At 71.5% G+C, this 22,781-nt stretch carries 30 protein-coding genes; 26 read left to right on the top strand and 4 right to left on the bottom strand.

What is annotated here, in order from left to right:
* Positions 1-54: 54 nt before the first annotated feature.
* Positions 55-4,074, top strand: a complete 4,020-nt coding sequence (locus tag OG507_RS21150; RefSeq protein ID WP_327368769.1) for a PAS domain-containing protein — start codon at positions 55-57, stop codon at positions 4,072-4,074.
* A gap of 132 nt (positions 4,075-4,206) precedes the next feature.
* Here the strand turns inward: OG507_RS21150 and OG507_RS21145 are convergent, their stop codons facing one another.
* The 4 genes from OG507_RS21145 to OG507_RS21130 all read right to left on the bottom strand — a co-directional run bounded on the left by OG507_RS21145 (position 4,207) and on the right by OG507_RS21130 (position 8,336).
* Positions 4,207-5,838, bottom strand: coding sequence for a long-chain fatty acid--CoA ligase (locus tag OG507_RS21145; RefSeq protein ID WP_327372043.1), 1,632 nt, complete (start codon positions 5,836-5,838; stop codon positions 4,207-4,209).
* Positions 5,723-7,549 (bottom strand): recombinase family protein, encoded by a 1,827-nt coding sequence (locus tag OG507_RS21140; RefSeq protein WP_327368768.1) that lies wholly within the window; start codon positions 7,547-7,549, stop codon positions 5,723-5,725. The genes OG507_RS21145 and OG507_RS21140 overlap by 116 nt, the downstream gene beginning before the upstream one ends.
* A 74-nt stretch (positions 7,550-7,623) precedes the next feature.
* Entirely contained in the window at positions 7,624-7,923 is a 300-nt protein-coding gene (locus OG507_RS21135; protein WP_327368767.1) for a hypothetical protein, read from the bottom strand.
* A 17-nt stretch (positions 7,924-7,940) separates the two neighbouring features.
* Complete coding sequence (locus tag OG507_RS21130) at positions 7,941-8,336, bottom strand: helix-turn-helix domain-containing protein (RefSeq protein WP_327368766.1); 396 nt, start codon at positions 8,334-8,336, stop codon at positions 7,941-7,943.
* Between the two features lie 321 nt (positions 8,337-8,657).
* Here OG507_RS21130 and OG507_RS21125 point away from each other — a divergent pair, with 321 nt between their 5' ends.
* The 25 genes from OG507_RS21125 to OG507_RS21005 all read left to right on the top strand — a co-directional run bounded on the left by OG507_RS21125 (position 8,658) and on the right by OG507_RS21005 (position 22,745).
* Entirely contained in the window at positions 8,658-8,876 is a 219-nt protein-coding gene (locus OG507_RS21125; RefSeq protein WP_327368765.1) for an XRE family transcriptional regulator, read from the top strand.
* A complete protein-coding gene (locus OG507_RS21120) occupies positions 8,873-9,052 on the top strand; it encodes a hypothetical protein (RefSeq protein WP_327368764.1) in 180 nt (59 codons plus the stop codon). The genes OG507_RS21125 and OG507_RS21120 overlap by 4 nt, the downstream gene beginning before the upstream one ends.
* Positions 9,053-9,118: 66 nt before the next feature.
* Positions 9,119-9,502 (top strand): hypothetical protein, encoded by a 384-nt coding sequence (locus OG507_RS21115; protein WP_327368763.1) that lies wholly within the window; start codon positions 9,119-9,121, stop codon positions 9,500-9,502.
* Positions 9,499-9,876, top strand: a complete 378-nt coding sequence (locus OG507_RS21110; RefSeq protein WP_327368762.1) for a hypothetical protein — start codon at positions 9,499-9,501, stop codon at positions 9,874-9,876. The genes OG507_RS21115 and OG507_RS21110 overlap by 4 nt, the downstream gene beginning before the upstream one ends.
* Positions 9,873-10,952 carry an ERF family protein gene (locus OG507_RS21105; RefSeq protein ID WP_327368761.1) on the top strand — a complete coding sequence of 360 codons (1,080 nt, stop codon included), beginning with the start codon at positions 9,873-9,875 and terminating at the stop codon, positions 10,950-10,952. The genes OG507_RS21110 and OG507_RS21105 overlap by 4 nt, the downstream gene beginning before the upstream one ends.
* On the top strand, positions 10,949-11,575 hold the full coding sequence (locus OG507_RS21100) for a hypothetical protein (RefSeq protein WP_327368760.1): 627 nt from the start codon (positions 10,949-10,951) through the stop codon (positions 11,573-11,575). The genes OG507_RS21105 and OG507_RS21100 overlap by 4 nt, the downstream gene beginning before the upstream one ends.
* Positions 11,576-11,622: 47 nt before the next feature.
* Positions 11,623-12,000 (top strand): hypothetical protein, encoded by a 378-nt coding sequence (locus OG507_RS21095; protein WP_327368759.1) that lies wholly within the window; start codon positions 11,623-11,625, stop codon positions 11,998-12,000.
* The gene (locus OG507_RS21090; RefSeq protein ID WP_327368758.1) at positions 11,997-12,452 is read left to right on the top strand and encodes a hypothetical protein; all 456 of its coding nucleotides are present in this window, start codon (positions 11,997-11,999) and stop codon (positions 12,450-12,452) included. The genes OG507_RS21095 and OG507_RS21090 overlap by 4 nt, the downstream gene beginning before the upstream one ends.
* Positions 12,449-12,670 (top strand): aromatic ring-opening dioxygenase LigA, encoded by a 222-nt coding sequence (locus OG507_RS21085; RefSeq protein WP_327368757.1) that lies wholly within the window; start codon positions 12,449-12,451, stop codon positions 12,668-12,670. Before OG507_RS21090 ends, OG507_RS21085 begins: the two co-directional genes overlap by 4 nt.
* Complete coding sequence (locus OG507_RS21080; protein ID WP_327368756.1) at positions 12,667-12,945, top strand: hypothetical protein; 279 nt, start codon at positions 12,667-12,669, stop codon at positions 12,943-12,945. Before OG507_RS21085 ends, OG507_RS21080 begins: the two co-directional genes overlap by 4 nt.
* Before the next feature lie 81 nt (positions 12,946-13,026).
* Positions 13,027-13,956, top strand: coding sequence for a mucin-2 (locus OG507_RS21075; protein WP_327368755.1), 930 nt, complete (start codon positions 13,027-13,029; stop codon positions 13,954-13,956).
* A complete protein-coding gene (locus OG507_RS21070) occupies positions 13,953-14,636 on the top strand; it encodes a zinc finger domain-containing protein (RefSeq protein ID WP_327368754.1) in 684 nt (227 codons plus the stop codon). The genes OG507_RS21075 and OG507_RS21070 overlap by 4 nt, the downstream gene beginning before the upstream one ends.
* Positions 14,633-15,109: a hypothetical protein gene (locus OG507_RS21065; protein WP_327368753.1), complete on the top strand. Its 477-nt coding sequence runs from the start codon at positions 14,633-14,635 to the stop codon at positions 15,107-15,109. The genes OG507_RS21070 and OG507_RS21065 overlap by 4 nt, the downstream gene beginning before the upstream one ends.
* 286 nt (positions 15,110-15,395) lie before the next feature.
* Positions 15,396-15,860, top strand: a complete 465-nt coding sequence (locus OG507_RS21060) for an HNH endonuclease signature motif containing protein (RefSeq protein WP_327368752.1) — start codon at positions 15,396-15,398, stop codon at positions 15,858-15,860.
* Positions 15,860-16,372 carry a single-stranded DNA-binding protein gene (locus OG507_RS21055; protein ID WP_327368751.1) on the top strand — a complete coding sequence of 171 codons (513 nt, stop codon included), beginning with the start codon at positions 15,860-15,862 and terminating at the stop codon, positions 16,370-16,372. Before OG507_RS21060 ends, OG507_RS21055 begins: the two co-directional genes overlap by 1 nt.
* 98 nt (positions 16,373-16,470) lie before the next feature.
* Positions 16,471-17,565 carry a hypothetical protein gene (locus OG507_RS21050; protein WP_327368750.1) on the top strand — a complete coding sequence of 365 codons (1,095 nt, stop codon included), beginning with the start codon at positions 16,471-16,473 and terminating at the stop codon, positions 17,563-17,565.
* 265 nt (positions 17,566-17,830) lie between these two features.
* Entirely contained in the window at positions 17,831-17,983 is a 153-nt protein-coding gene (locus OG507_RS21045; RefSeq protein WP_327368749.1) for a hypothetical protein, read from the top strand.
* Positions 17,980-18,129, top strand: a complete 150-nt coding sequence (locus OG507_RS21040) for a hypothetical protein (protein ID WP_327368748.1) — start codon at positions 17,980-17,982, stop codon at positions 18,127-18,129. Before OG507_RS21045 ends, OG507_RS21040 begins: the two co-directional genes overlap by 4 nt.
* A gap of 66 nt (positions 18,130-18,195) precedes the next feature.
* Positions 18,196-18,444 carry a hypothetical protein gene (locus OG507_RS21035; protein ID WP_327368747.1) on the top strand — a complete coding sequence of 83 codons (249 nt, stop codon included), beginning with the start codon at positions 18,196-18,198 and terminating at the stop codon, positions 18,442-18,444.
* Positions 18,441-19,010: a hypothetical protein gene (locus OG507_RS21030; protein ID WP_327368746.1), complete on the top strand. Its 570-nt coding sequence runs from the start codon at positions 18,441-18,443 to the stop codon at positions 19,008-19,010. Before OG507_RS21035 ends, OG507_RS21030 begins: the two co-directional genes overlap by 4 nt.
* A complete protein-coding gene (locus tag OG507_RS21025) occupies positions 19,007-20,104 on the top strand; it encodes a hypothetical protein (protein ID WP_327368745.1) in 1,098 nt (365 codons plus the stop codon). The genes OG507_RS21030 and OG507_RS21025 overlap by 4 nt, the downstream gene beginning before the upstream one ends.
* A 182-nt stretch (positions 20,105-20,286) precedes the next feature.
* Entirely contained in the window at positions 20,287-21,123 is an 837-nt protein-coding gene (locus tag OG507_RS21020) for a hypothetical protein (protein WP_327368744.1), read from the top strand.
* On the top strand, positions 21,120-21,542 hold the full coding sequence (locus OG507_RS21015) for a DUF6221 family protein (protein ID WP_327368743.1): 423 nt from the start codon (positions 21,120-21,122) through the stop codon (positions 21,540-21,542). The genes OG507_RS21020 and OG507_RS21015 overlap by 4 nt, the downstream gene beginning before the upstream one ends.
* Positions 21,543-21,685: 143 nt before the next feature.
* Positions 21,686-22,159: a hypothetical protein gene (locus tag OG507_RS21010; protein ID WP_327368742.1), complete on the top strand. Its 474-nt coding sequence runs from the start codon at positions 21,686-21,688 to the stop codon at positions 22,157-22,159.
* 64 nt (positions 22,160-22,223) lie between these two features.
* Positions 22,224-22,745, top strand: coding sequence for a hypothetical protein (locus OG507_RS21005; protein ID WP_327368741.1), 522 nt, complete (start codon positions 22,224-22,226; stop codon positions 22,743-22,745).
* Positions 22,746-22,781: the final 36 nt, after the last annotated feature.

The following is a 22,781-nucleotide window of genomic DNA, read 5'->3' as shown; positions in this document are numbered from 1 at the left end:
GCAAGATGGGGCCCGTTGTCGGCAAGGTGCGGTAATCAGGGAGGAAGCGTCGTCGTGAGCAGCAGGCCATCCCGAGGCGCTGCTCGCCTCGCAGCAATACTCGATGCACTCCCTGACGGGCTGCTGCTCGTCAATTGCAACGGCACGGTCGTCAACGCCAACACCATCGCGCTGGAAATGTTCGAGACGCCGGGCACGGCGCTCGTCGGGCGCGGGCTCCTCGACCTGCTGCCGGAGTTCGACTCCAAGCTGATTCCGGGGTCGATGCGGCGTCCCGAGGCCGCCGACGACCGCGGCCGTACGAAGCCGACGCGGATGACCGCACGGCGGACCGACGGCACCGAGTACCCGGCCGAGGTGACCAGCGCCAGCCTGGAGGACGGTCAGGCCGCGTACAAGGACTTCCAGAACAGTTACAGCGGCAGCTACACGGGTGACGAGCTGTTGATGCTCGTCGTACGGGATCTGTCGGGCACCGTCGACACCGAGGCCGAGCTGGCCCGTTCGCAGCGGCAGACCGAGATGATCCTGCGGGCCGCGGCCGAGGGTGTCGTCGGTACGGACACGGACGGCCGGGTCGTCCTGGTCAACCCCGCCGCCGCGCAGATCCTCGGCTTCCGCGCCAGCGACCTGGGCGGCCAGGAGCTGCATCCGCTGATCCTGCACTCGCGGGCGGAGGGCGAGCCGTTCCCGTACGAGGAGTCGCCGCTCGCCGACACCCTCAGGTCCGGTCGCAAGCACCGGGTGCGCGGGCAGGTCCTGTGGGCCAAGAGCGGCGCGCAGGTGCCGGTCGACCTGACCACCGCGCCGGTCCGGGACGGGGACCAGCTGGTCGGTGCGGTCATGACGTTCACCGACCGCAGGCCGTACGAGGAGCTCAGCGAGCAGCACAGGACCGAGGTCGACGAACTGACCGCGGGCCACAAGGCCGAGGTCGACGGACTCACCGCGGATCACAAGGCCGAGATCACCGGGCTGACGGAACGGCACAGCACGGAACTGGCCGACCGGACCGAGCGCTACACGGCCGAGCTGGAGGCGCAGGCCGAACAGCGTGAGGTGCAGGCCGAACAGCTGGCGGCGCTGACCGCCCGGCACGCCCAGCTCACCGCCGTACTCGGCGAGTCGCTGCGCGGGCCGCTGGAGCAGCTGCGCGGCGAACTCTTCACGCTCGCCGCCGACCCGGCCGGCCAGCTGTGGCCGGAGGCCAACCAGATCCTGCACCACCTGGCCGCGGGCTACGCCCGGATGACGACGCTCGTCGACAATGTGCTCGGCTACCAGCGCCTGGACTCCGGCTCGGAGGAGCTGGTCAAGGCGAACGTGCTGCTCGACTCGGTCGTGACGGCCGGAATCGACGCGTCCGTCGAGCTGATCGGTCCCGGGCGCGCCCAGTTCGCGGTGCACGCGCCGCCGATCGAGGCCGAGGTGGACGCGGCCCGGCTGGTGACCGCGCTCGCCCATCTGGTCGCGGATGTCGCCGGGGTCGACTCGACCGGCAAGGCGCGCGTGGTGCCGGGCGGTGGCTACGTCGACTCGACGGTCGTCGTCGCGGCGGCGCAGCGCGGTGATGTCGTACGGATCGAGGTGCGCGGCCCGTTCGCCGGGGGAGACCCGGTGCACGAGCCGATCGTGCGCGGGATCGTACGGGCGCACGGCGGCGTGCTCCAGACGCACGAGGTGCCGGGGATGAGCGGCAGCGCGTACGTGCTCGAAGTGCCGCTGGGCGCGGGCTCGGGAATGGTGATGCCACCGGCGTCCGAGCCGGAGCCCGGCCCCGGGCAGACCCCGGAGCCGGAGCCGACGTCCGGTCAGGGCGCGTCGGGCGGACGGCGGCGGGCGCGGCGGGCGTCGACGGACGCGTTCCTGGAGAGCTCTGTGGGCGGTTCCGGGGACGGCGACACGGCGGCGGCCGAGCCGACGGGGCGGCGGCGGGCGCGTCGTGAGCCCGCGGTGCAGGACGCGCCGAAGACGCAGGACACGCAGGGTGTGCAGAGGCCGCAGAGCCCGCACGAGATCATTCCGGCCCAGCAGGGCGAGGGGTCGGGGCGCAGGCGGGGACGGCCGAGCCCGGCCGAGACCGGTGCTCAGCCTTCGCTTCCGGCTCAGCTGTCACAGGTGCCCCAGCAGGACCAGGGGCCGGGGCAGGCGCTGGCGCTGCCCGCGGGACCGGCGCCGTCCGAGGGGGCCGTGGTGACGGCGGCCGAGGGCGCGCAGGGTGGCGGGGGCCGTCCGCAGCGTGGACAGACCGTGCCGCCGCAGGGCGTTCCGGCCGAGGCGCCGACGCCTGTTCGGGTGCCTGCGGGTGGGCAGCGGGCGCGCCAGGGCGGCGAGGCCCAGCTGGCTCTCTCTCCGGCTCCCTCCCCCTCTTCCTCCGAGGGTTTCGCGCAGGCCGGTGACGGCCCGGCTCCGGCGGCCCAGCCGGCCGGGCGACGGGCGCGGCGGGCGCTGTCGGCCGCGCAGGAGCGGTCCGCTCAGGCCGAGCCCGCGGGGCCTCGTACCGCCTTCGCGCTCCCGCCCGCGGAGGCCGACCGGACCCCGTCCACGGCCGCCTACGCGGACGCCTCGCTGCCCGGACGCCACGACGCCGTACGCATCGCGCCGGACGACGACCGCACGCCGCCCGAGGCGCACCCCGTGCCGACCGGCCGGCGCCGGGCGCGCCACGGCGAGGCTCCTCAGCAGGCCGGGCCGGCCGTGGAGCAGCAGTCCGGCAGCTGGGCGGCGAACGACACATCGGGGCAGGGCCCGGCCGCGCTGACCGCACCCCGCGAGCAGGCCGACGACCGGCCCGGCAGCCACCCGGGCACCCGGTCCGGCGACGTTCCGGAATGGCCCGCAGCGGGACGTACCGCGCACACCACCGGCACCACGGCCGCCACAGGCGCGGCCGACGCGACCGGCGTCGCGGAGAGCCGTCCGCGGAACAACGTGCCCGTACCGGACGCGCGCAGGCAGCCGCTGCCCGCGGAGACTCCGATGCCCGACGGCTCGTCGGACTCGACGCAGGGGCGTGCCTTCAGCGTGCGGACGCTCGGGCAGGGCGTGCCGTTCGCCCAGCACATCGCGCACCAGCAGAACCAGACGCTCGGCGGTGCCGGACGGCGCCGTAAGCTCGCCGCCCCGCCGGAGGGCGAGCGCACTTCGAAGTCCGCGCCGACCCCGTCCCCGTCCGGCGCCGCACAGGGCCAGGGTTCGGGGCAGCTGCTCTCCGCTCCGGAGGCCGAAGGACGCGCGTACGCCATAGGCGCCCCCGACGAGGGCGCCGAGGGGCCGGAGCCGCTGGACGGTCCGGGTGGCGCGGTCGAGGTCGCCAACCGTCCCTCGCCGCAGCCGGTCGACGACGAGCTGCCCCCGGAGCCGCTGGACAACCCGCGTCGGCTGCTCGTCTGGCCCGCGCCCGATGTCTCCACCCAGCAGGCACTGAGCGACCGCGGCTACCGGCCGGTGATCGTGCACTCGCGCGAGGAGGTCGACGCCCAGATCGCGGCGTTCCCCGCCGCGCTCTTCGTCGACCCGCTCACCGGCCCCATCACCCGCAAGGCGCTGCAGTCGCTGCGTCAGGCGGCGGTGGCGGCCGAGGTCCCGGTGCTGGTGACGGCCGGTCTGGGGCAGGCGTCGCGGGATGCCGCGTACGGCGCCGACCCCGCCGTGCTCCTCAAGGCCCTCGCCCCGCGCGACAGCGAACAGCATCCGTCGCGGGTGCTGTTGATCGAGGAGCACGAGGAGATCGCGCTGGCGCTGACGGAGACGCTGGAGCGCCGCGGCATGCAGGTCGCGCGGGCCTCCACGGACAACGAGGCGGTGGCGCTCGCCACCCGGATGCGGCCCAACCTGGTGGTGATGGACCTGATGCAGGTACGCCGCCGCCGGGCCGGGATCGTCGACTGGCTGCGCGCCAACGGCCAGTTGAACCGGACCCCGCTGGTCGTCTACACCTCCGCCGACATGACCGGATCGGAACTGCCGAAGCTCAGCTCGGGCGAGACCGTCCTCTTCCTGGCCGAGCGCTCCACCAGCGACGAGGTGCAGTCGCGCATCGTCGACCTGCTCGCGAAGATCGGCACGAACTGACACGTACGGACGCAAACGGCACGTACGGACGCAAACGGACGGGCGGGAGTCCGCAGATACGGCGAGGGCGGTACGGGAGATCCCGTACCGCCCTCGCCGTATCTGCCTGAACGAGTGGGTTCAGAGCTGGGTTCAGAGCTGTGTGATGTCCAGCTCGCCCTCCGCGTACTGCTTGCGGATCACCTTCTTGTCGAACTTGCCGACGCTCGTCTTCGGCACCGCCTCGATGACCGTCCAGCGCTCCGGCAGCTGCCACTTGGCGATGCCGGACTCGGCGAGGAAGTTCTTCAGCACCTCGTACTCGGCGATGGCGCCGGCCTTGAGCACGACGGTCGCGAGCGGGCGCTCGCCCCACTTCTCGTCCGGGACGGCGACGACCGCCGCCTCGGCCACGTCCGGGTGCGCCATGAGGGCGTTCTCCAGCTCGACGCTGGAGATCCACTCACCGCCGGACTTGATGACGTCCTTGGCCCGGTCGGTGAGGGTGAGGAAGCCGTCCTCGCTGATCACGCCGACGTCACCGGTCTTCAGCCAGCCGTCCTCGCTGAACTTGTCCTCGGGGCGCAGGTCCTCGCCGTCCGCGCCCCCGTAGTACGCCCCCGCGATCCACGGGCCGCGCACCTCCAGCTCACCGGCCGACTCGTTGTCCCACGGCAGGTGCTCGCCGCCGGGACCGACCAGACGCGCCTCGACGCCGGCCGGGAAGCGGCCCTGGGTGATGCGGTAGGGCCACGCCTCCTCCTCGGTCAGCCCGGCGGGCGGGTGGGCCATGGTGCCGAGCGGCGAGGTCTCCGTCATGCCCCAGGCGTGGCAGAGGCGGACGCCGAGCTTGTCGTACGCCTCCATGAGGGAGGGCGGACAGGCGGCGCCGCCGATGGTGACGCGGGCCATGGAGGTGAGATCGCGCGGGTTGGCGGTGACCTCGGCGAGCAGCCCCTGCCAGATGGTGGGGACGGCCGCGGCGTGGGTCGGCTTCTCGCGCTCGATCATGTCGGCGAGCGGGGCGGGCTGCAGGAACCGGTCCGGCATGAGCATGTTGACGCCGGACATGAACGTGGCGTGCGGCAGGCCCCAGGCGTTGACGTGGAACTGGGGGACGACCACCAGGGTGGTGTCCTTGTCGGTCAGGCCCATCGACTCGGACATGTTGACCTGCATGGAGTGCAGGTAGATGGAGCGGTGGGAGTAGACGACGCCCTTGGGGTCGCCGGTGGTGCCGGAGGTGTAGCACATGGCGGCGGCCTGACGCTCGTCCAGCTCCGGCCAGTCATAGCTGGTCGGGCGTCCTGCGATCAGCTCCTCGTACTCGTGCACCCGGGGCGCCGCGCCGTCGAGGACGGAACGGTCGCCCGGTCCCGCGACGACCACATGCTCGATCGACGTCAGATGGGGGAGGAGCGGGGCGAGCAGCGGCAGCAGGGAGCCGTTGACGATGACGACCTTGTCGTCGGCGTGCTTGACGATCCAGATCAGCTGCTCGGCGGGGAGGCGGAGGTTGAGCGTGTGGAGGACCGCGCCCATCGAGGGGATCGCGAGATACGCCTCGATGTGCTCGGCGTTGTTCCACATCAGTGTCCCCAAAACATCCCCCTCGCCAATTCCGAGATCAGTAAGGGCGTGGGCAAGCTGGGCGGCGCGGTCGCCGATCTCAGAAAAGCGTCGGCGGTGCGGTCCCTGCTCGGTCCAGGTCGTCACCTGGGACCGGCCGTGCACTCTCCGGCCGTGCTCCAGAATTCGGCTGATCGTCAGAGGTACGTCCTGCATCGTCGAGTACATCGGTGGCCTCCTGGTGGTGCGCATCATCGCGTGGGATGAGTGTGCGCACCGCAGCCAGGGTTGTCACCGGGTCTGACGCTGCCTGATCGTCGGCCCATGGGTCCGGCTTCCACACGGGGTGGCATTGGATCTCGGCCCCGCCTGAGCCCGGCGCGTGCCGGATCAGGGCGACCCTGCGCAGGATCGACCTGTAAATCCCGTTCCGCTCGGCCGTGGAGTATGCGGGCCATTCGGCGATGTAGTCGCGCAGGAGTGGGATGTAGTCGGCCCGTGCGGGCAGTACCTCGGTCTGCGGATCGGGTGTCTCGGCGAGTACCCGCTCGGCGGCCTGGCGGCGGGTTCTCAGCTCTGTGAGGGCGTCGTCATATTCGCCGGGGCCGTAGTCGTCGGGGTTGGCGTTGTAGTCGGCGCGGAGTCGCGCGATGGCCTGCCGGACCTTGTCGATGTCGGCCTGTGCCCGTGTGTGGGCCCGCATGCGCTGTGCCTGCTCGCGGGCGGCGCGGTCCGCCTGGTCGTCGTTCTGCTGGGTCGGCGGGGCCGCGTTGATGCCGGCGGCGGCTTCGCGTTTCATCCATGCCATCACCTCGTCCTCGACGATGTCGCGGCGCACGTAGACGCCGACGCATCCGAGGGGGCCGAGCTTGGCGCGGGTTCCGCACCGATAGCCATGGCCGAGGGTGTGGGGCTTGCCCTTGCCGTTGCGATTCACCACGGAGGTTCCCTTGCGGCACTGCGCGCATTTGGCAAGTCCGGTCAGCTCGTACAGGCCGATGCGGCTCCGGGGCGGGGTGGCGCGGATCTCGGCGCGGCGCTGTAGGTATGCCGTCCATAGGTCGTAGTCGATCAGCTCTTCCCACTTGCCTTGGATTTTGACGTGCACCTTGCAGGTGCCGTCAGTCTTTCCGCATCGGCATTCCGGTTCGTGTACGGAGAGCAGTCCGGCAGGGAACCCGGAGTCCATGTACCGCCTGAGCGTGTCGGGCCCCCAAAGGCTGCCTTGGGTGGTGCGCCATCCGCCCGCGTTGAGTCGGATCGCCATGATTCCGAACCCGTCGCCTGCAACGTAGTCGCGGTAGCAGTCGGCGATTACCGGCCCGTATTTGGGGTCGATCTCGTATCGCTCTTTCTGGAGGCGGTAGCCCTCGGGCGATGCGGGGTCGGGCACGCGGCGGCGGTGCCAGATGTACCCGGCCCGTTTGCGGCCCTGCGCGGGCAGCCCCAGCTTGTATTTGCGGTGTTCGTGGGTTTCGCGCCACTGCTCTCCGGCACGATCGCTTTCGAAGGCGCCGAACTCCAGGATCATGCCGCGTTGGAAACGCCCGACTGCGGTGGTGGCGTCGATGCGTTCGGTTGCGCTCTCCAACTGCCCGCCGGCCTTTTCGAGGCGGGCGAGCCATAGGGCGTTGCCGGTGCGGTCGCGGCCGAAGCGGGAGTATCGCCAGACGGCCACGCCGCGGGCTTCGCCGCCCTCGACGGACTCGACACACCCGGTGATCTTCCGTTTGAAGTGGCGGCCTGATTCGTCGAGGTCTTCCACCCACTTGACGATGCGGGCGCCGACGTCTCGGGCCCATCGAAGGATCGAGTCCCGCTGGAGTTCGGGGCTGATCTTCTCTTCTTTCCAGGTGCTGACTCTGACGTATCCGATGTACGGGGTGAGGTTGTCGTCATCTGCGGGTGGCCGTTGTCGTGGCAGCACGGGTGCTCCTTTCTGCGGGTACAGGTAGGCCCCGGCGCGGTGATGCTGCCGGGGCCTGCGTCGGCGTGGTGCGGTCAGTGCATGGTGCCGCTGCGAGGCAGGTGGACGACCGGCGAGGCGGGTAGGGCGGCGTCCTGGGCCTGGTGCTGCTCGTAGAGCAGGTATCCGCGGTCGCGGGCCCATATGTAGAGGGCGCGGCAGGCCGGCGGCGCGGCGGCGAGGGTAGCGAGGAAGCCGGCGGCGGTAAGGGTGAGTCCGGTCGCGGTGGCGGTGCCCGGTTCGCCTATGGCGCAGGTGGTGAGCATGACCGTTACACCGATGAGCTGGGTGATGAGGGATGCGAGGGTGGCGAGGATGGCGGCGAGCTTGGGCACTGGTACCTCTCGGGGCGTTAGGGCTCCCGGTGTGAGGTGAGAGCCCGGATGAGCGCGAGGACTGCGGCGCGGTCTTCCTCGGTATGCACGCCGAGGGCGGCGAGGGCGTCGCGTTGGCTGATGTCTGCGGGTGTGATGCCTGTCGGTAGTTCGTCTGCGGGGAGGTGGCCGGCGCGGACGAGCACGGTGCCGGTAGGGATGCTCAGCGCCTTGGCGATCTTGCCGCACGTTTTGATGTCGGGTACGGCGGTGTCGCGTAGGACGCGGGAGACGATGGCGGGGCCGAGCCCGGCTTTGTCTGCGAAGGCGCGGCGTCCGCCGCCGCGTTCACGTAGGTCGTAGCCGCGGGCGATGAGTTCTCTGGTGAGCCATTCTCCGAAGGTTTCGTCTGGTCGGTGCGAGCCGGTTGTCATGGCCGCACTGTATCGCGCGCGGGATACGTGGCTCAGGCGGAACGGAACTTGTGAACATGCCTTTACCCCCTCCGCGCACCCTCAGGTTGATGGAATGCACAAACAGTATCCGTTGCCTGTTCGAACGCGCAACGCGATCTTCCTGTGCCCGCACGGGCGTTGACGCCTAAAAATTCGAACACCTCAGTAGCGCGAGCCCCTCCCTGCCACCGCGGGGCTTCACGTCACCTCCACGAAACCCTCTGATTCCGCGCGAGATCGATACGTGCTATGTTCCTACCGAGGTCGATACGAACCGACCTAGGAAGCGAGCAAGTCCGCATGCAATACGACCGCACCCTTCTCCGCCTCGCCGCTCAGGGCACCGGGGACAAGACCCCCGCCGCTGTCGCCCGTCGGCTCGGCGTCGGCCGTATGGCCGCCTGGCGCCTGTGGAACGGCCACGGCACCCCCGCCGCGACGACCGCCGCCGCCGCCGAGCGCGCCTACGGCGTCCCCGCCACCGCACTCGTCAAACCGCTTAACGAGGTTCCGGCATGAGCGGCGTCATTCCCCGCGAGCAGGCGTTTGCTGCCGCGCGCGTCCGCGTCGACCGGGCCCGCGTCCGCATCGCCGCTGACCGCGCCGCCGGACGCCTCACCCCGGACCATGCCGCGCTGATCGACCGCCTGTGGGGACCGGTCCCCATTCAGACCCCGCACCACGCCGCCGCCTGAAGGAAACAAAAAGGGCCGCCCGGATGCGACCCGGACGACCCACACGACCCGTAGGAGACACGAATCGTGAACACCCCGCAGAGTACCCGCCGGCCGCTCCGTGGCGCACTCGCCATCTACGGCGCCCGCTCCGCCCGCCGCGACATGCTGCACACCGCCGTAATCGGCCGCCAGCTTGACCAGATCGCCCCGGGGACGGTTGAGGTCCGCACCGTGCCCGTCACCATCGACGGCCAGCCCCGTACGTGGGCAGTACTGCTCAACGACCTCATCCAGCCGATCGGCGGCCACGACGCCCGCGCCGCCGCCGCCCGGCTCCTGCGCCACATGTTCCCCCGCGCCGACTGGTCAACCCCGCAGCGGTACAACGTCCGTACCGGCCACCTCACCCCGAACACACCGGCCATCCCGGCCGCCCTCGGCATCAACACCGCCGAGGCCGCCCGATGATGCGCCCCGGACTCACCGCCGACGGCCGCGCCGTCCGCCTGCCGATCGCCAAGCAGCTGCTCGCCCCGGTGCTCGATGACCTCGCCATCGCCTACGCCGAGAACCCCGTCGAGTTCGGGCACTTGCTCGCCGCTCACGCCGGATCCGTGCTGCGCCTCGACCACGCCGAGGTGTCCGAGGACATGCCCGACCACGTCCGGCACATGCGTGCCGCGGAGGCCGACGGCACCCGCGAGGCCCTGCTTGCCGAGCTCCCCGACGAGCACCAAGTCGATCCGCTGCTCGGGCCGGACGCCGCCATCACGCTCGCCGGGCGTCTGACCAGCCTTGCCGGACACATCCGCCACACCACGAACCGGAGCCCGCGCCCGTGACCGTCACCACACTGCCCATCCCTCACGCGACCGCCACGGCCCCGGCCGCCCCCGTCGCATCCACGATCTACCAGCCCGCCCCCGCTGGAACCCCTGCGGACACTCCCCGCGTGTTCGCCGCCATCGCCGCCGTAATGCGCGACGTGATGCCCGTTGCCAAGGACAAGGAGAACCAGGCGCAGCGCTACAAGTTCCGAGGAGTCGACGACGCCATGTCCGCCATGGCCGGACCGATGCGCGCACACGGCCTGTTCATCCTGCCTAGCATCGCCGACCACCGTGCCGAACGTCGCGGCGACAAAATGACGCACGTCACCATCACCATGCGGTACCACGTGTACGGACCCGCAGGTGACTGCCTCACGGCCGAAGTGCCGGGTGAGGCGTCCGACTTCGCCGACAAGGCCACGAATAAGGCCCAGTCCGCCGCGCTCAAGTACCTGTTGTTCACCCTGTTCATGATCCCCGTGGACGGCCGCAGCATCGACGACGGCGACCGCGACCACCCCGTAGAGCCCACCGAGGAGCACCGCGCCGAGCGGGCCGCACAACAGCAGCGCCGCAACCAGCGGCAGCAGAACGGGCAGCAGCGCAACCAGCAGCGGCAGGGTGGGCAGCAGCAGCGCCCCAACCGTGGCGAGCAGCAGGGCCCGCCCGCACCGGCCGCCCCGACCCGCGACTACCTCGCCGAGGCCACCACCGCGCCCAACCCGCAGGCGTTCGCCAAGGTGCGCGCCGATGCCGTCGCCGCCGGGGCGCCGCCGGAATTCCTCGCCCGTCTCGACGCCGTGGCCGCGCAGAAGAAGGCCGCCGCGAACCAGCCGCAGCGGCAGCAGGCACCCGCCGGTGGAACCACGTTCGTTGACCCGTCGGTCGTCGTCGAGGACCAGGAGCACGCCGCCGCCCTCGGCGAGATGTACGACGCCGCCAAGTCGGCCGGCCTCACCCGCGAGGAGGCCGACGCCGTCATGGTCACCCACCACAAGACGGCACCGCAGGCCGCGACCATCGCCGCCCTGCGCGCCCTACGTGACGACCTGCTCGACGCCGCCCGCCAGAACGGGGCGACCGCATGAGCGAGCCGACCGTCGCCGAGCAGATTGAGCAGGCCGCCAACCGGGCCGACGCCGACCTGACCGCCGCCAACCGGGCCGCCGTCCGTGAGGCAGTGACCCGCGAGGCCGTCCTCGCCGCGCTGTCCAAGGAGATCGGCGAGGCCCTCGCCGCCGCGAAGACGGACGTTCAGTACCTGCTCGACCAGCAGTACGAGGCGACCGGCACGACGAAGGTCGACGCGACGTTGCCGGACGGCACCAAGGTCGGATCCATCAGCCGGACCAGTGGCGAGACGGCCGCGCAGATCATCGACGCCGCAGCGTTTCGGGCATGGGTCGCCGAGGCGTACCCGGCCGAGACCACGGTCGAAATAGTCAAGTCCGTGCGACCGGCGTTCAGTTCGCTGATGCTCGCCGCGATGACCGCGGCCGGTGTGACGCAGTGGGCCGACCCGGAGACGGGCGAGGTGCACGACGTGCCCGGAGTCGAGATCCGGCCCAGCCGCGCCCGCTCGCACCGCATGACGTTCTCTCGCACGTCGAAGTCGTCGCCCGTCGACGGCCGCGAGTTGGTCGCCCAGGCGTGGCGCCGCGGGGACCTCGCCCCGATCGTGCTGCCCGCCCTCGCCCCCGCCGAGCAGTAACACCCCCGGCCCGCCCCACCACTGGGGCGGGCCCCGGAAGGACCACCATGCTTACTCTGCTGACCGCCGACCAGCGGGCCGCCCTCGTCGCCCAGCTCGGCGCCACCGCCCCCGCCCCCGCACTGGCTGTCTCCGACACGGTCGCCGCCGCGGCCGGTGTGAACCGCAGCGGATACAGCGGCGCCGCCATTGGCCGCCTGCTCGCCGCCGACATCCTCGCCTTGGCCGCGCGCCTGGTCGAGGTTGAGCAGCTGCTCGACACCACCCGCCGCACCCTCGCCCACGTCGCCAGCAGCGACTACCACCTCACCATTCCGGATCTGCTGTGGGAGCTGAAGAAGGCCGGAGCTGGCATCACCGCCGCCGAGCTGGACGCAGCCGAGGACCTGATCGAGGCCGAGGCCCGAACGGGGGCCTTGCGATGAAGCGCGTCATCCCGCCCGCCACCCTCGCTCTGGCCCGGGGCCTGATCACCGGCCGTCAGCACACCGACCGCGCCATAGCCCGCATCACCGGCGTGCACTTCACCACCGTCGCCCGGTACCGTCGCCTGCTCAACCTTCCCCGCATTCCCCAGCCGGACAAGACCGCGGGGACTGTCGAGGAGCAGTGGCGCCGCCGTGTGCGCCCTGCCGCCGACGGCCACATGGAGTGGACCGGCGCCTACAACTCCGCGGACGTCCCGACGTTCAGCTATCACGGCACTCCGACCAGCGCGCGCGTTATCGCGTTCCGCATCCGTACCGGCCGCACCCCAGTCGGCTACGTCAAGGCCGTCTGCGACCACCCCGGATGCGTTGCTCCCCGGTGCGTCGAGGACAAGCCCGGCCGCGACCGCCTCGCTCAGTTGCTCGCCGCCGTCGGTGGCCCCCGATGACCGCCGCCGCCCGCCTCGACCGGGCCCGCCGCCACCTCAACACCCCTCCGGCCGAACCGATCGCCGGACAGCTCGCGGTCGACACCCCGCCGGTCGTCTGCAAGCACGGAAACCCGCAGTGCAGTGCCGTCCCGACCCGCCCGTACCCGTGCGGGCCCCGGTGCGACGAGCACCAGCCGAGCCGTACCCGCCCCTACTACACCCGGGAGCAACCGTGAGGGCGTTCTACCGCAGCTACAGCAGCCGATCCGGCCGCCGCGCCGCCCAGGTCCGCCGCCTCCACATCATGCGCGAGGACGGCAAGTTCCCCGGCCGGTCTGGCGAGTGCAACGCCGCCGGATGGGCCCACCGCGATAGCGATCCCGTGATCCTCGACCCGATGCCCGTCGTGCCGCCGCCCGGTCTGGAGTGGTGCCCCGCATGCATCGGCCGCGCAGCCGAACGCGTCGGGCTGCTCAGCCAGTTCGCCGCCGCCATCACCGCCCCGCAGTAGCCCCGAACGGCCCCGGGGCGAGGAAGAGCTGCCGCGCCCCTCGCCCCGGGCGTGCCACACCCCCGACAGGAGCAACACCCCGTGCCATGGTTCAAGGTCGACGACACCGCCCACGCCCACCCCAAGTTGCTGAAAGCCGGAAACCCTGCCGTCGGGCTGTGGATGCGGGCAGGCGCCTACGCCGCCCAGCACCTCACAGAGGGCACCATTCCCGGTGTCGTCGCCCAGCTGTACGGCACCGCCCCGCAGGCACGAAAGCTGATCGCGGCCGGACTGTGGCACGAACACGGCCACACGTGCCCGCGTCCCAAGTGCAAGCAGCCCGCCCCGGGCGACTACTACATGCACGACTTCCTGATCTACAACCCGACAAAAGCAGCTGTCACCGCAGACCGCGAGAAGGCCGCCGGACGCCAGAAGAAGGCCCGCGAGAAGGCCGCCGAGACCCGAAACCAGACGCGTAATGCCGACGATTCGTCGCGCGAAACGAACTCTTTCGCGAGTGAACGATCGGCTGAAAATCCTGAAAGCGCCGCGAACGGGATCGCGTTTCCGAATCTCTTTGCAGGTCAGGAGGGGTTGTCACACCGTGACGGTATGGACCCGTCACGGTCCCCCCGACCCGACCCGTCCCCTACTACTTCCTTCGGAAGTAGTAACCCCCCTGCCCCCCAAGGGGGGAAGGGGGCAGCGGCCGCGTTGGTCGAGGCGTGGTGGGGAACGTACGGCCGTGGTACGGCCCAGAACCGGACCACGATTCGCCGTGCCGTCGAGGACGCCCTCGCCAACGGCCTGGACGCGCAGTTGCTCGCAGCCGCGATGGACCGCCTCGGTCAGACATCGAAACCGGTCACGGGCGGGACGTTGCAGTTCGCCTTGTCGGACATCCGCCGTACGACGGCCGGTGCGGACGTGATCCCGCTCGACCCGAACGCCCCTCGCCGCCTCGGCCGCGCCGCCCAGGCCGCCGCGCTCATGGCCGACATCCTCACTCAGGAGAACGCCCAGTGATCCGTCACGAAGTCGCCGCGCTGCTCGCCTACGTCGACAGCCTCGACCCCACCCGGGCCCCCCTCGACCGGCCCGCCGCCGAGGAGCGGCTGAACCAGTGGTGCGCCGTTCTCGCCCAGGTTGCCGCCACCGCACCGCACCCCGAAGGACGTCACTGGGACGCCTCGCAGGCTGCATTCCGTCACATCACTACGTCGCCCTACCCGATCAAGCCGTCGGACGTGTCCCGGCCGTGGGCCGACTTCCGCCGCGACGTCCTCAGCCGCCATTCCGACCCCGTACCGAACGTCGACCCCGACGACGAGACCGCCTACCGCACCGCCATCGCCGCCCAACGCCGCGCCATCGAGACCGGGCAAGCCATGGCCACCCCCCGCGCCCTGATGCCCGCAGGCAGCCGCGAAGAGCGCGACCAGGCCGCCGCCAAGCGGCTCAAGCAGTTCGGCAGCTACGTCCCCCGCAGCGTGGTTGACGCGCTTGCCTCGCAGCGCCCCGGCATGACCGAACGCCGCCGCCTTGCCGTAGCCGGACAAGCCGACCCGTTCAACGTCGCCTGCCCGTGGGGAGCCTGCCGCGCCTCGATCGGCCAAAAGTGCCAGACGGCCGGCCGCCCCCGCCACGACTTCCACGACGCCCGACTCACCGCAGCCGCAACCGCCCGACAGGAGCAGCCCGCATGAACCGCAACCTGAAGCACCCCGGGAAGACGTACCGGCGCAAGGCCAACACCGGCGACCGCACCCGCAACAGCCGCGCATGGCGCATCACCGCATCGTGGGACGCCCGCCCCGACCGGCCCGCCGTCCGCACCACCACCGACCGCAAAGCCCGCGACCGCATGGCCGTTGAGTTCGCTGCCCAAGGCGGTTACGTCATCGTCGAGGAGGCCCGCGGATTCGAATGGCGCACCATCCGCGAAGTGGACGGCTCCGCACTGGTGGCCGCCGCCGACCACGCCGCCGCCGAACGCGACCGTGCCGAAGCCACCGCACGCGCCAAACGCCACAACGCCGACTACGCCGTACAAGCCGCCCGCAACGCACTCGCCGCCCACCTTGACGGCACCGCCGACCGCGACCGCCTTGCCGCGCTCATGCGCCAGACGCCCACCCCGCGCGATCAGCGCGCCCGGCACACGGCCGGCGGACGATGATCCCCGACGCCGTTGCCGCAGTCATCGCAGCCAGCATCCGCGACCACCCCACCAGCACCCCAGAGGCAGTCGCCAGAGCCGCCGTAGCAGCCCTACACCGGGAGGGATGGCACATCGTCGCCCCCGACGTCGCCCTACGCGCCGCATAGCGCCTCGGCAGGGGGGGGCACCACAACTGACCACCGCACCCCCCTTCGTGGTATGTTCCGACCGCGATCGATCACAACCGACCTCGAACGCACCACAACGAACCGTGAGCCTCGCTCAGACCAGAAAGGACCCGCCCATGGCCCGGCCACGCCCCACAGCCGCATGGCGCTACTGGTCCCGAGTCGCGTTCGACGGACCGCTGTCTCTCGTCCGGGGCGTTTATGGCCACTGCCATGAATGGGACGCCGCCCTGAACGAAAAGGGCTACGGCACCTTTCACCTCGGCCGGACAGTCAAGGCCCACCGCTACGCCTACACACTCGCGTTCGGCCCGATCCCGACCGGACTCGACATTGACCACCGGTGCCGCAACCGCGCCTGCGTCCGGCCGAGCCACCTGCGGGCCGTCACCCACCGCGTGAACCTCCTCGCCTCGACCAACCACGTTGCACTGCGCGCTGCGCAGACCGCGTGCCACCGCGGCCACCCGTTCGACGCTGCGAACACCTACGTAGCCCCCAACGGCACCCGTAAATGCCGGACTTGCCGCCGCAACCGCGCCACCCCGCAGACCGCTACCACTGAAAGGCAGGCCGCCTGATGGCAGGCGAAACCCTGATCACCGTTATCGGCAACCTGGTCGACGACCCGGAACTCAAGTTCACCCCGTCCGGCCACGCCGTCGCCAAGTTCCGCGTCGCCTCCACCCCCCGCACATTCGACAAGCAGACCAACGAATGGCGCGACGGAGACGGCCTGTTCCTCACCGTCACCGCATGGCGCAGCCTCGCGCAGAACGTCGCCGAGAGCCTCGCCCGCGGCAACCGCGTCATCGTCCGTGGCTCCCTCAAACAGCGCTCATACGAGGACCGCGAAGGCGTCAAGCGCACCGTCTACGAGATCGAGGCCGAGGAGATCGGCCCGTCGCTGAAGACCGCGACTGCCGCCGTCACCAAGACCAACGGCAACCAGGGCCCGGCCCGCCAGCAGCAGCCCAGCAGCGGCGGATACGGCGCACAGCAGCCCAACAACGACCCGTGGGCCAACGGCCAGCAGCAGCCCGGCGGATGGGGCCAGCAGAACCAGCAGCGCAGCGACGAACCCCCGTTCTGACCCGCACACGTCCGACGTCCGGTCGCCGCCCGCACCGCGCGCGCGAGCACACCGCGCCACACCACCTCGCTCGACTCCACACGAGACAGGAACACCCCATGAACCACCGCGCCACCCTCGCCGACCTCGACGCCATGGCGTACGTCATCATCCGACCCACCCCGGCCGCCGACGACACCGACGATTTCGGCACGTACGCCGTTCAGGCCGCCGCGCACGGGATGGGCAAGCGTGCCGCCGCGTACGCGCTCAGGCAGGTTGCCGACCGGTTCGACGCCGACGCCGCGCGCGATGGAGACCAGCCGCTCGGCGCCGCCGCCATCGCCGAGGCCGACGCCCGCAACGCGCAGCTGTCCGCCGTCGACCGCCCGGCCGGCCTTGACGCGCTGCTCGGCCACGTCGCCGCCAACCTCCCCGCCGAGAAGAAGCCCGCGCCGCTTACCCCGGCCGAGCTCGCCCAGGGCCAGGCCGACGCCGACGCGCTCGCCGCCGAGTTCCCCGACACCACCGAGCAGCTGCTTGCCGAACTTGCCGACGACATCCCCCACCGTCGCGCCCACGCCATCGCCGCCGACTACCTCGCCCGACACCGCACCGTCGTGCTCGCCGAGCAGCGCCAGGGCGACGCCGCGATCTGCGCCGAGGCGATGCTCACCGCCGCAGGCATCGTCGAGCTGGTCGCCACACAGATGCGCGAGTGCGACGGCACGTGGCCCGAGGAGTGGAGCAGCCGCGACGTACGCGACGCCGTACAGTCGGCCGCCGCAGCCGTCCGCGACCACGCCGCCACACTCATGGCCGCCGCGCCCACAGCACCCGCCGAAGAGCAGCCCGCCGCACCCGCCGTCGGCGCCCGCTACACCAAGCGGCTCAACCCCAGCCAGATCGTCACCGTCACCCGCGTATGGGAAGCCGAGGACGGACACACCGCCGTTGCGTACGAGTGGCGCGACGACAGGCCCGGCCAGTGCGGCAGCGCATGCCCCCTCGACGTGTTCCACCGCGAGTACCGGCCCGCCGCCGAGGAGCCGCCCGCGCCCGCGCTGCGCCTCCCGCAGATCGCCGCACCGTGCCCGCTCTGCCTCGCCCCCGCCAGGCAGCTCTGTACCAGCCACAGCGGCACCCGCCAACGCCTCGACAACACCCACCAGGCTCGTACCAAGGCGTACCGCGAGAGCGAGGCCGGCCGATGATCCACGGCCACTGGTTCCGCGCCAACGACGCCAACAGCCCGTGCCTGTACTCCGCGTGCTGCCGACCCCAGGCCGAGCACGTTGAGTCGTGTGGCGAATGGATGGACCCCCGCCACTGGCACCGGCCCACGCTGCGCCACCTCGCACGCTGCGCCCGATGCGGCCGGCCGTTTGCCCACTCGACCCACCACGGCAGCCGCGAGAACCGCCGTCTCTGGCACTCCGACAACCTCGCCGCCCGCCTCGCCCAGAAGGTTCGCCGCCGATGAATACCGCCTCGCCACGCCGCTACGGCCGCACCAACGCCGCCCGCCAGGAGGCCGACCGCCTCGCACACCAGGGCCACCACGTCCACTACGCCGCCGACGGAGAAGTCCGATGCCACACCGGCCACTGCACCCCGGAGGCGCAGCGATGACGTACCGCGCCCGCCTCGCCGCCCGCAGAGACCGCCGGATCCTCGCCAGCCTCCCGCCCGTCCCCATCCGGGCCACAGAGGACGAGATGCGCGACCCCGAGTGGTGCCACTCGCACGGCTGCCACAGCTCCCAGTGCCAGCACTGACCACCTGACCCACCCCGGGGCGCCGCGCCACCATGCGGCCGGCGCCCCACCCCATCGGGAGCCCACATGGCCCGCAACATCGGCGCCGACCGCAACGGCGACGTCTACCGCGCCGTCATCGTCATCACCCGCGGCGGCGACACGTGGACCAAGCACGAAGGCCCATACGACAAGCCCGGAGCAGCACGCGCCCGCGTCACGTTCTGGGTCAACTACTACGCCGAGCGCGACCCGGACACGTTCGAGCCGACCGGCCGCAGCCTCGCCGCTGGCCACATTGAGAAGGCCACGACCACGTGGGAGCGCGTCTCATGACCCGCCGCAACCGGCCGAACGCCGACCGACGCGCGAAGGCCGCAGGCGCCCGCCGCGCCACCGTCCTGAACCTCCTTGCCCGCCTCGACCGCGGCGAACTCACCCGCGACGAACGCACACTCCTCCGCGACGCGATCACCGCCGATCACGCCGCCCTCGACACCGCCCGCCAGGCACAGCGCGAGCACGGCACCGCCATGCGCCGCCAGGCCCGCCAACTCGACGCTGCCCACGACGCGATCCGCGAGGCCGAGCAGCTGGCCGCGGACTACGCCGAGCAGCTCCGCGCGTACCGGGCCGTCGAGGAGCAGCGCCAGGCCGAGCACCGGCAGACCCTTGCTCGGCTGCTCAGCATCCGGTCATACAGCAACGTTCGGGCGCTCGCCGACTCCACGCCGCAGCACACCGGCAGGAACGCCGAAGACTGCCGAGCCTGCCGCGGCACGAACCCGCCCTACCCGTTCATCTGCCCCGGAGAGTCCGGCACCCGTACCGCCCGCATCCGGGCGTTCCTCGACGAGCAGACCGCCCACCTGACCACCACGCCCCCGGAGCCGCAGCCATGACCACCCCGACCGACACCGCCCGCCTCGCCCTCGACGACATGGCCGCAGGCCTCGACCGGCTGCGTACCGCGCTCGCCGACGCCTACGGCCGCGCCGGGCATTCCCTCATCGCCGCCGGGCAGAGTGTCGCCACCGCCGAGCGCCGCGCCGACACCGCAGAGACGGAACTCCGTATCCTCCGTGCCGGTATCCGCTCACTCGGAGGCGACCCCACCACGATTCAGAACCTGTGGGCGCAGCTCCGCATGCACAATCGGCAGTGGCGAGACGCCAAGCAGGATGCCGAGCGTTTCAAGGCCGACTACCTTGCCGCGTGCAAGACCATCGCCGACATGCATGAAGCAGCAACCGGCCGCACCGGCATGGGCCCGGTCCGGGGTGTCGTCGAGGACGTCGCCGACATGCGCCACCGCGCCGATGAGGCCGAGAAGCGCGCCCACGACACCGAACAGGCACTGCACGCACTTCGGGGGGTCACCGACACCGCGCGCGCCGAGAAGGCCGAAGCCGAACGGGACGAGTTGCACGCAGCCCTAGGACTGGCCCGCGGACAGCTCAACAGCGCCGCACTGAGCGCCATTCACGGCAGGGGCGCCAACATCCGTGAACTCACGACCCGCGCCGAGCAGGCCGAGGCCGCCCGCGACCACGAGGCCGCCGCCCGCGAGCAGGCGCAGCAGGACGCCAAGGACGCCAAGGAGCGCGCCCGCGTGGTCATGGTCGCCGCGCACAGCTTGCGCCTACAGACCCCCGACCGGGCACAGCACACTCTCGGCCGCATCCGTGCCGCGCACGACATGTGCGCCGTGTGGATTGAGCTTGGCCTGTACTACGGCATGAAGCCCGAGGAAGCCAGCATGGAGGCCCGTGCACGGCGAACCGCGACCGAGCGAATTGCCGAGCGCCACGCCCAGCGCGCCGAGGCCGACGTGAAGGAGGTCGCCGAGCGCCTGGCCGCCGCCGAGGAGCGCGCCGAAACCGCGTCCGTGCTCGGCGCCCGGTACATGGGCGACGCCGAGCGCTACCAGGCCGCGTGGCAGAGCGCTCGCCGCCGCGCCGCCCTCGCCACCATCCACACCACCGCAGAGCAGTAATGAGCGGCGGCTTAGCCCCTGTTCGCCAGCGCACGTGAAGCCGCCCATTCGGGCACCAGACGTGCCCCAAGAGTTGGCCGCCTGGCTGCTCACGCAACTGCCCTTGCGTACTACCCAATTCGATCAAGGTAGGGCGACGCTCGATGAGTAACAGCACCGCACCAAATTGGAGAACCTGCACCGTGCAAGACCCCAATGCCGCCCAGGCCGCCGCCGACCTCCGCGCCATCCGCGAGCAGTGGGGCGACCTACTCGCCGCGATCGAGCAGCGCCCCGCCGCCGTGTGGCCGCCGCTCGACTCCCGGGCGCTCGGAGCCGAGCCCGAACCGGCCGACGACGGCCCGAGCATCGGCCGCCTGCCGCTCGTACTCCGCGAGCACCCCGCCCCCGCCAACCTCGACGCCCTCGACGCCGCCATGGCCATCGAAGAAGCCCTGTTCGAGGCGTGCGACGCCATCGCCGAACGCGTTCAACGCCCCGTCCGCCGCCACCTCGTTGGCCGCCGCACCGCAGACGCCACGCACGTACGGTGGGCCGAAGACCAGGCCGACCGCGACGACTCCGCCCGCTGGACCCTCCCCACCCACCGCGACGCCGGACCGGCCGACGCGAGCAGCCCCGGCAGCCGCGCCCACGGGCTGCATTGGGCCGCCATGTGGCTGGAAGGCCGCGCCCTCGACGAGGCGCACGGCGACCTGTTCACCTCCACGCCCGCGCGCGTCGTCGAGAGCCTGGCGGAAGTTGCCCGCCGTGCCCGACGCATCCTCGAACGCGCGCTCGGCAGGGATGGGCGCCCCACCGCCCTTGACCGGCCGTGCCCGTACTGCCGGGGGCCGCTCACCGCGCACACCCGAAGCGGGAATCCGGCCGCGGCTACGGTGGTCTGCTCGACCGGTTCGGCGTGCACCGCGCCCGTGCTGCTCGACCGTGGCCGGCGCGTGTGGCAGGGGGCCGAGTTGGTGACCCTGTACGTGGCGATGGAGGCCGCGCAGCAGCGTGCGGAAGACTCGACCGCATGACCGACACCATGGCGTCATTCGCCCGCGCCCGCCTCGACGAAGAGGAAGCCGACGCCCGCGCAGCGATGTGGGACGAGCAGTCAGGCGTGTGGACAGCCCGCCCGCCTCAGGCCAGCTACGAGCGGTACATCATCGCGGACTACCTCGACGATGGCGTGGTGGTCGTGACTCCCGAGAACGCCGACCCCGACGGCGTCGCCGCGCACATCGCACGCCAGGATCCCGCCCGCACTCTCCGCCGGATTGCCAGGCAGCGCCGAGCCGTCGAAGGGCACACCGAGTGTGGCAGCGGGGGCGGCTACTGCGACGAGGGCGGGCACGGGTGGGAAGGCGTCCCTGGGGGCGGCTGTGCCGACCTGTACGACATCGTGGCGGTGTGGGACGACCACCCCGACTACCGCCAGGCGTGGACGCTGTAGCGGCCCGCAGCGTGAACGGGCCGAGGGGCGTTGGGAGTTGACCGGCGCCCCTTTCCGCGAACCGCTTGCGCAACCCAGTACCGCCCCGTACGGTACTGAGTACCGCAGGGCTCCACACCCTGCCAACCACGGGAGTACACCCCATGCACACCTACTCGATACGCGCCGCCATCACCAAGACCACAGGCCACTACCGCCGCCCCGGCACCATGACGACGTACTGCACCGGCGCCCCGACCGATCTGCACGCAAACACCAGCAAGATGCGGCGCATGTGCACCCGGTGCGTCAAGGCCGAGGCCCGCGACCGCGCCCACGCCGAGGCAGTCGCCGCCCAGCACGCCACCCCGCTCACTGAGTGGGAACGCGACCTCCTCGCATCGGACACCGTCCGGGACGCCATCGCGGCCGAGACCATCGCCACCCTGTCCACCCCAACCCGGCCCACCGCCGCCGACCGCGCCGCCGCCGCCGAGGAGTCCCGCTACGCCGCCGAGCTGATCACAGAGGCCGAGGCCACCGAGGGCACATGGCGCGGCCAGTGGATCGGCGCCCGCGACACCGGCCCCACCTTGTTCGCGCTCCCCACCGCCGACCAGGGCGCCCTGTTCGCCTGACCACCACCGGCCCGGCCGCACCCCCCGCGGCCGGGCCCTCGACCACCACCAGGAGCAGCCCGACATGAGCACCAACGACGAGCAGACCGCCGCCGACCAGACCGGCAGGTCATACAGCTCGGTAGAGATCAGCCGGAAGGTGAAGGAGCACGCCAAGGGCCGTCACCTTCGGGAGCTCCGCGAGTTCGGCGCCCAAACACTTCGCGAGGCCGCGTTGAAGGTCCTCGACGACTTGGAGAGCGCGCAGGCCGCCACCCGGAGCGCCGTCACGTCGTCCGTGCTCGCCGCCCTTGCCCTCGACTACGACAGCACCCCCGAACAGAACCGAGCCGAGCTCGGCGCCCACGTCGCCGACGCCATCCCCCTTGCGGAGGCCGGCACAATCCGCCGCGCCGCCGAGGCGATCAAGCTTGCTACCCCTGGCATCATCTGCCGCGCCACCGCCGACGGCATGGAGCCCAACGCCATTGCCCGCGAGCTCGGCGCCACCAGCTCATACGTTCGCCGCATCCTGCGCGAGAACCCCGCCATGCTCGCCGAGGCAGTCAAGGCCCGCGCCGAGCAGACCAACGACCGCACTGTCTGACCCACCACACACCACGGGCCCGCCCACGACTCCACA

This window comes from Streptomyces sp. NBC_01217, assembly GCF_035994185.1.
Lineage (GTDB): Bacteria > Actinomycetota > Actinomycetes > Streptomycetales > Streptomycetaceae > Streptomyces.
The sequence above is the reverse complement of the archived record's forward strand: the minus strand, read 5'-3'. Positions and strand labels throughout refer to the sequence as shown.

Excerpts from the sequence above, each read along its gene's own strand:
- OG507_RS21100 (WP_327368760.1), top strand. The coding sequence starts at position 10,949 with ATGAGCGAGCCGACCGTCGCCGAGCAGATTGAGCAGGCCGCCAACCGG.
- OG507_RS21130 (WP_327368766.1), bottom strand. The coding sequence starts at position 8,336 with ATGACAACCGGCTCGCACCGACCAGACGAAACCTTCGGAGAATGGCTC.
- OG507_RS21090 (WP_327368758.1), top strand. The coding sequence starts at position 11,997 with ATGAAGCGCGTCATCCCGCCCGCCACCCTCGCTCTGGCCCGGGGCCTG.
- OG507_RS21030 (WP_327368746.1), top strand. The coding sequence starts at position 18,441 with ATGACCCGCCGCAACCGGCCGAACGCCGACCGACGCGCGAAGGCCGCA.
- OG507_RS21010 (WP_327368742.1), top strand. The coding sequence starts at position 21,686 with ATGCACACCTACTCGATACGCGCCGCCATCACCAAGACCACAGGCCAC.
- OG507_RS21085 (WP_327368757.1), top strand. The coding sequence starts at position 12,449 with ATGACCGCCGCCGCCCGCCTCGACCGGGCCCGCCGCCACCTCAACACC.
- OG507_RS21065 (WP_327368753.1), top strand. The coding sequence starts at position 14,633 with ATGAACCGCAACCTGAAGCACCCCGGGAAGACGTACCGGCGCAAGGCC.
- OG507_RS21015 (WP_327368743.1), top strand. The coding sequence starts at position 21,120 with ATGACCGACACCATGGCGTCATTCGCCCGCGCCCGCCTCGACGAAGAG.
- OG507_RS21035 (WP_327368747.1), top strand. The coding sequence starts at position 18,196 with ATGGCCCGCAACATCGGCGCCGACCGCAACGGCGACGTCTACCGCGCC.
- OG507_RS21145 (WP_327372043.1), bottom strand. The coding sequence starts at position 5,838 with ATGCAGGACGTACCTCTGACGATCAGCCGAATTCTGGAGCACGGCCGG.
- OG507_RS21110 (WP_327368762.1), top strand. The coding sequence starts at position 9,499 with ATGATGCGCCCCGGACTCACCGCCGACGGCCGCGCCGTCCGCCTGCCG.
- OG507_RS21095 (WP_327368759.1), top strand. The coding sequence starts at position 11,623 with ATGCTTACTCTGCTGACCGCCGACCAGCGGGCCGCCCTCGTCGCCCAG.
- OG507_RS21005 (WP_327368741.1), top strand. The coding sequence starts at position 22,224 with ATGAGCACCAACGACGAGCAGACCGCCGCCGACCAGACCGGCAGGTCA.
- OG507_RS21045 (WP_327368749.1), top strand. The coding sequence starts at position 17,831 with ATGAATACCGCCTCGCCACGCCGCTACGGCCGCACCAACGCCGCCCGC.
- OG507_RS21060 (WP_327368752.1), top strand. The coding sequence starts at position 15,396 with ATGGCCCGGCCACGCCCCACAGCCGCATGGCGCTACTGGTCCCGAGTC.
- OG507_RS21050 (WP_327368750.1), top strand. The coding sequence starts at position 16,471 with ATGAACCACCGCGCCACCCTCGCCGACCTCGACGCCATGGCGTACGTC.
- OG507_RS21055 (WP_327368751.1), top strand. The coding sequence starts at position 15,860 with ATGGCAGGCGAAACCCTGATCACCGTTATCGGCAACCTGGTCGACGAC.
- OG507_RS21025 (WP_327368745.1), top strand. The coding sequence starts at position 19,007 with ATGACCACCCCGACCGACACCGCCCGCCTCGCCCTCGACGACATGGCC.
- OG507_RS21125 (WP_327368765.1), top strand. The coding sequence starts at position 8,658 with ATGCAATACGACCGCACCCTTCTCCGCCTCGCCGCTCAGGGCACCGGG.
- OG507_RS21040 (WP_327368748.1), top strand. The coding sequence starts at position 17,980 with ATGACGTACCGCGCCCGCCTCGCCGCCCGCAGAGACCGCCGGATCCTC.
- OG507_RS21120 (WP_327368764.1), top strand. The coding sequence starts at position 8,873 with ATGAGCGGCGTCATTCCCCGCGAGCAGGCGTTTGCTGCCGCGCGCGTC.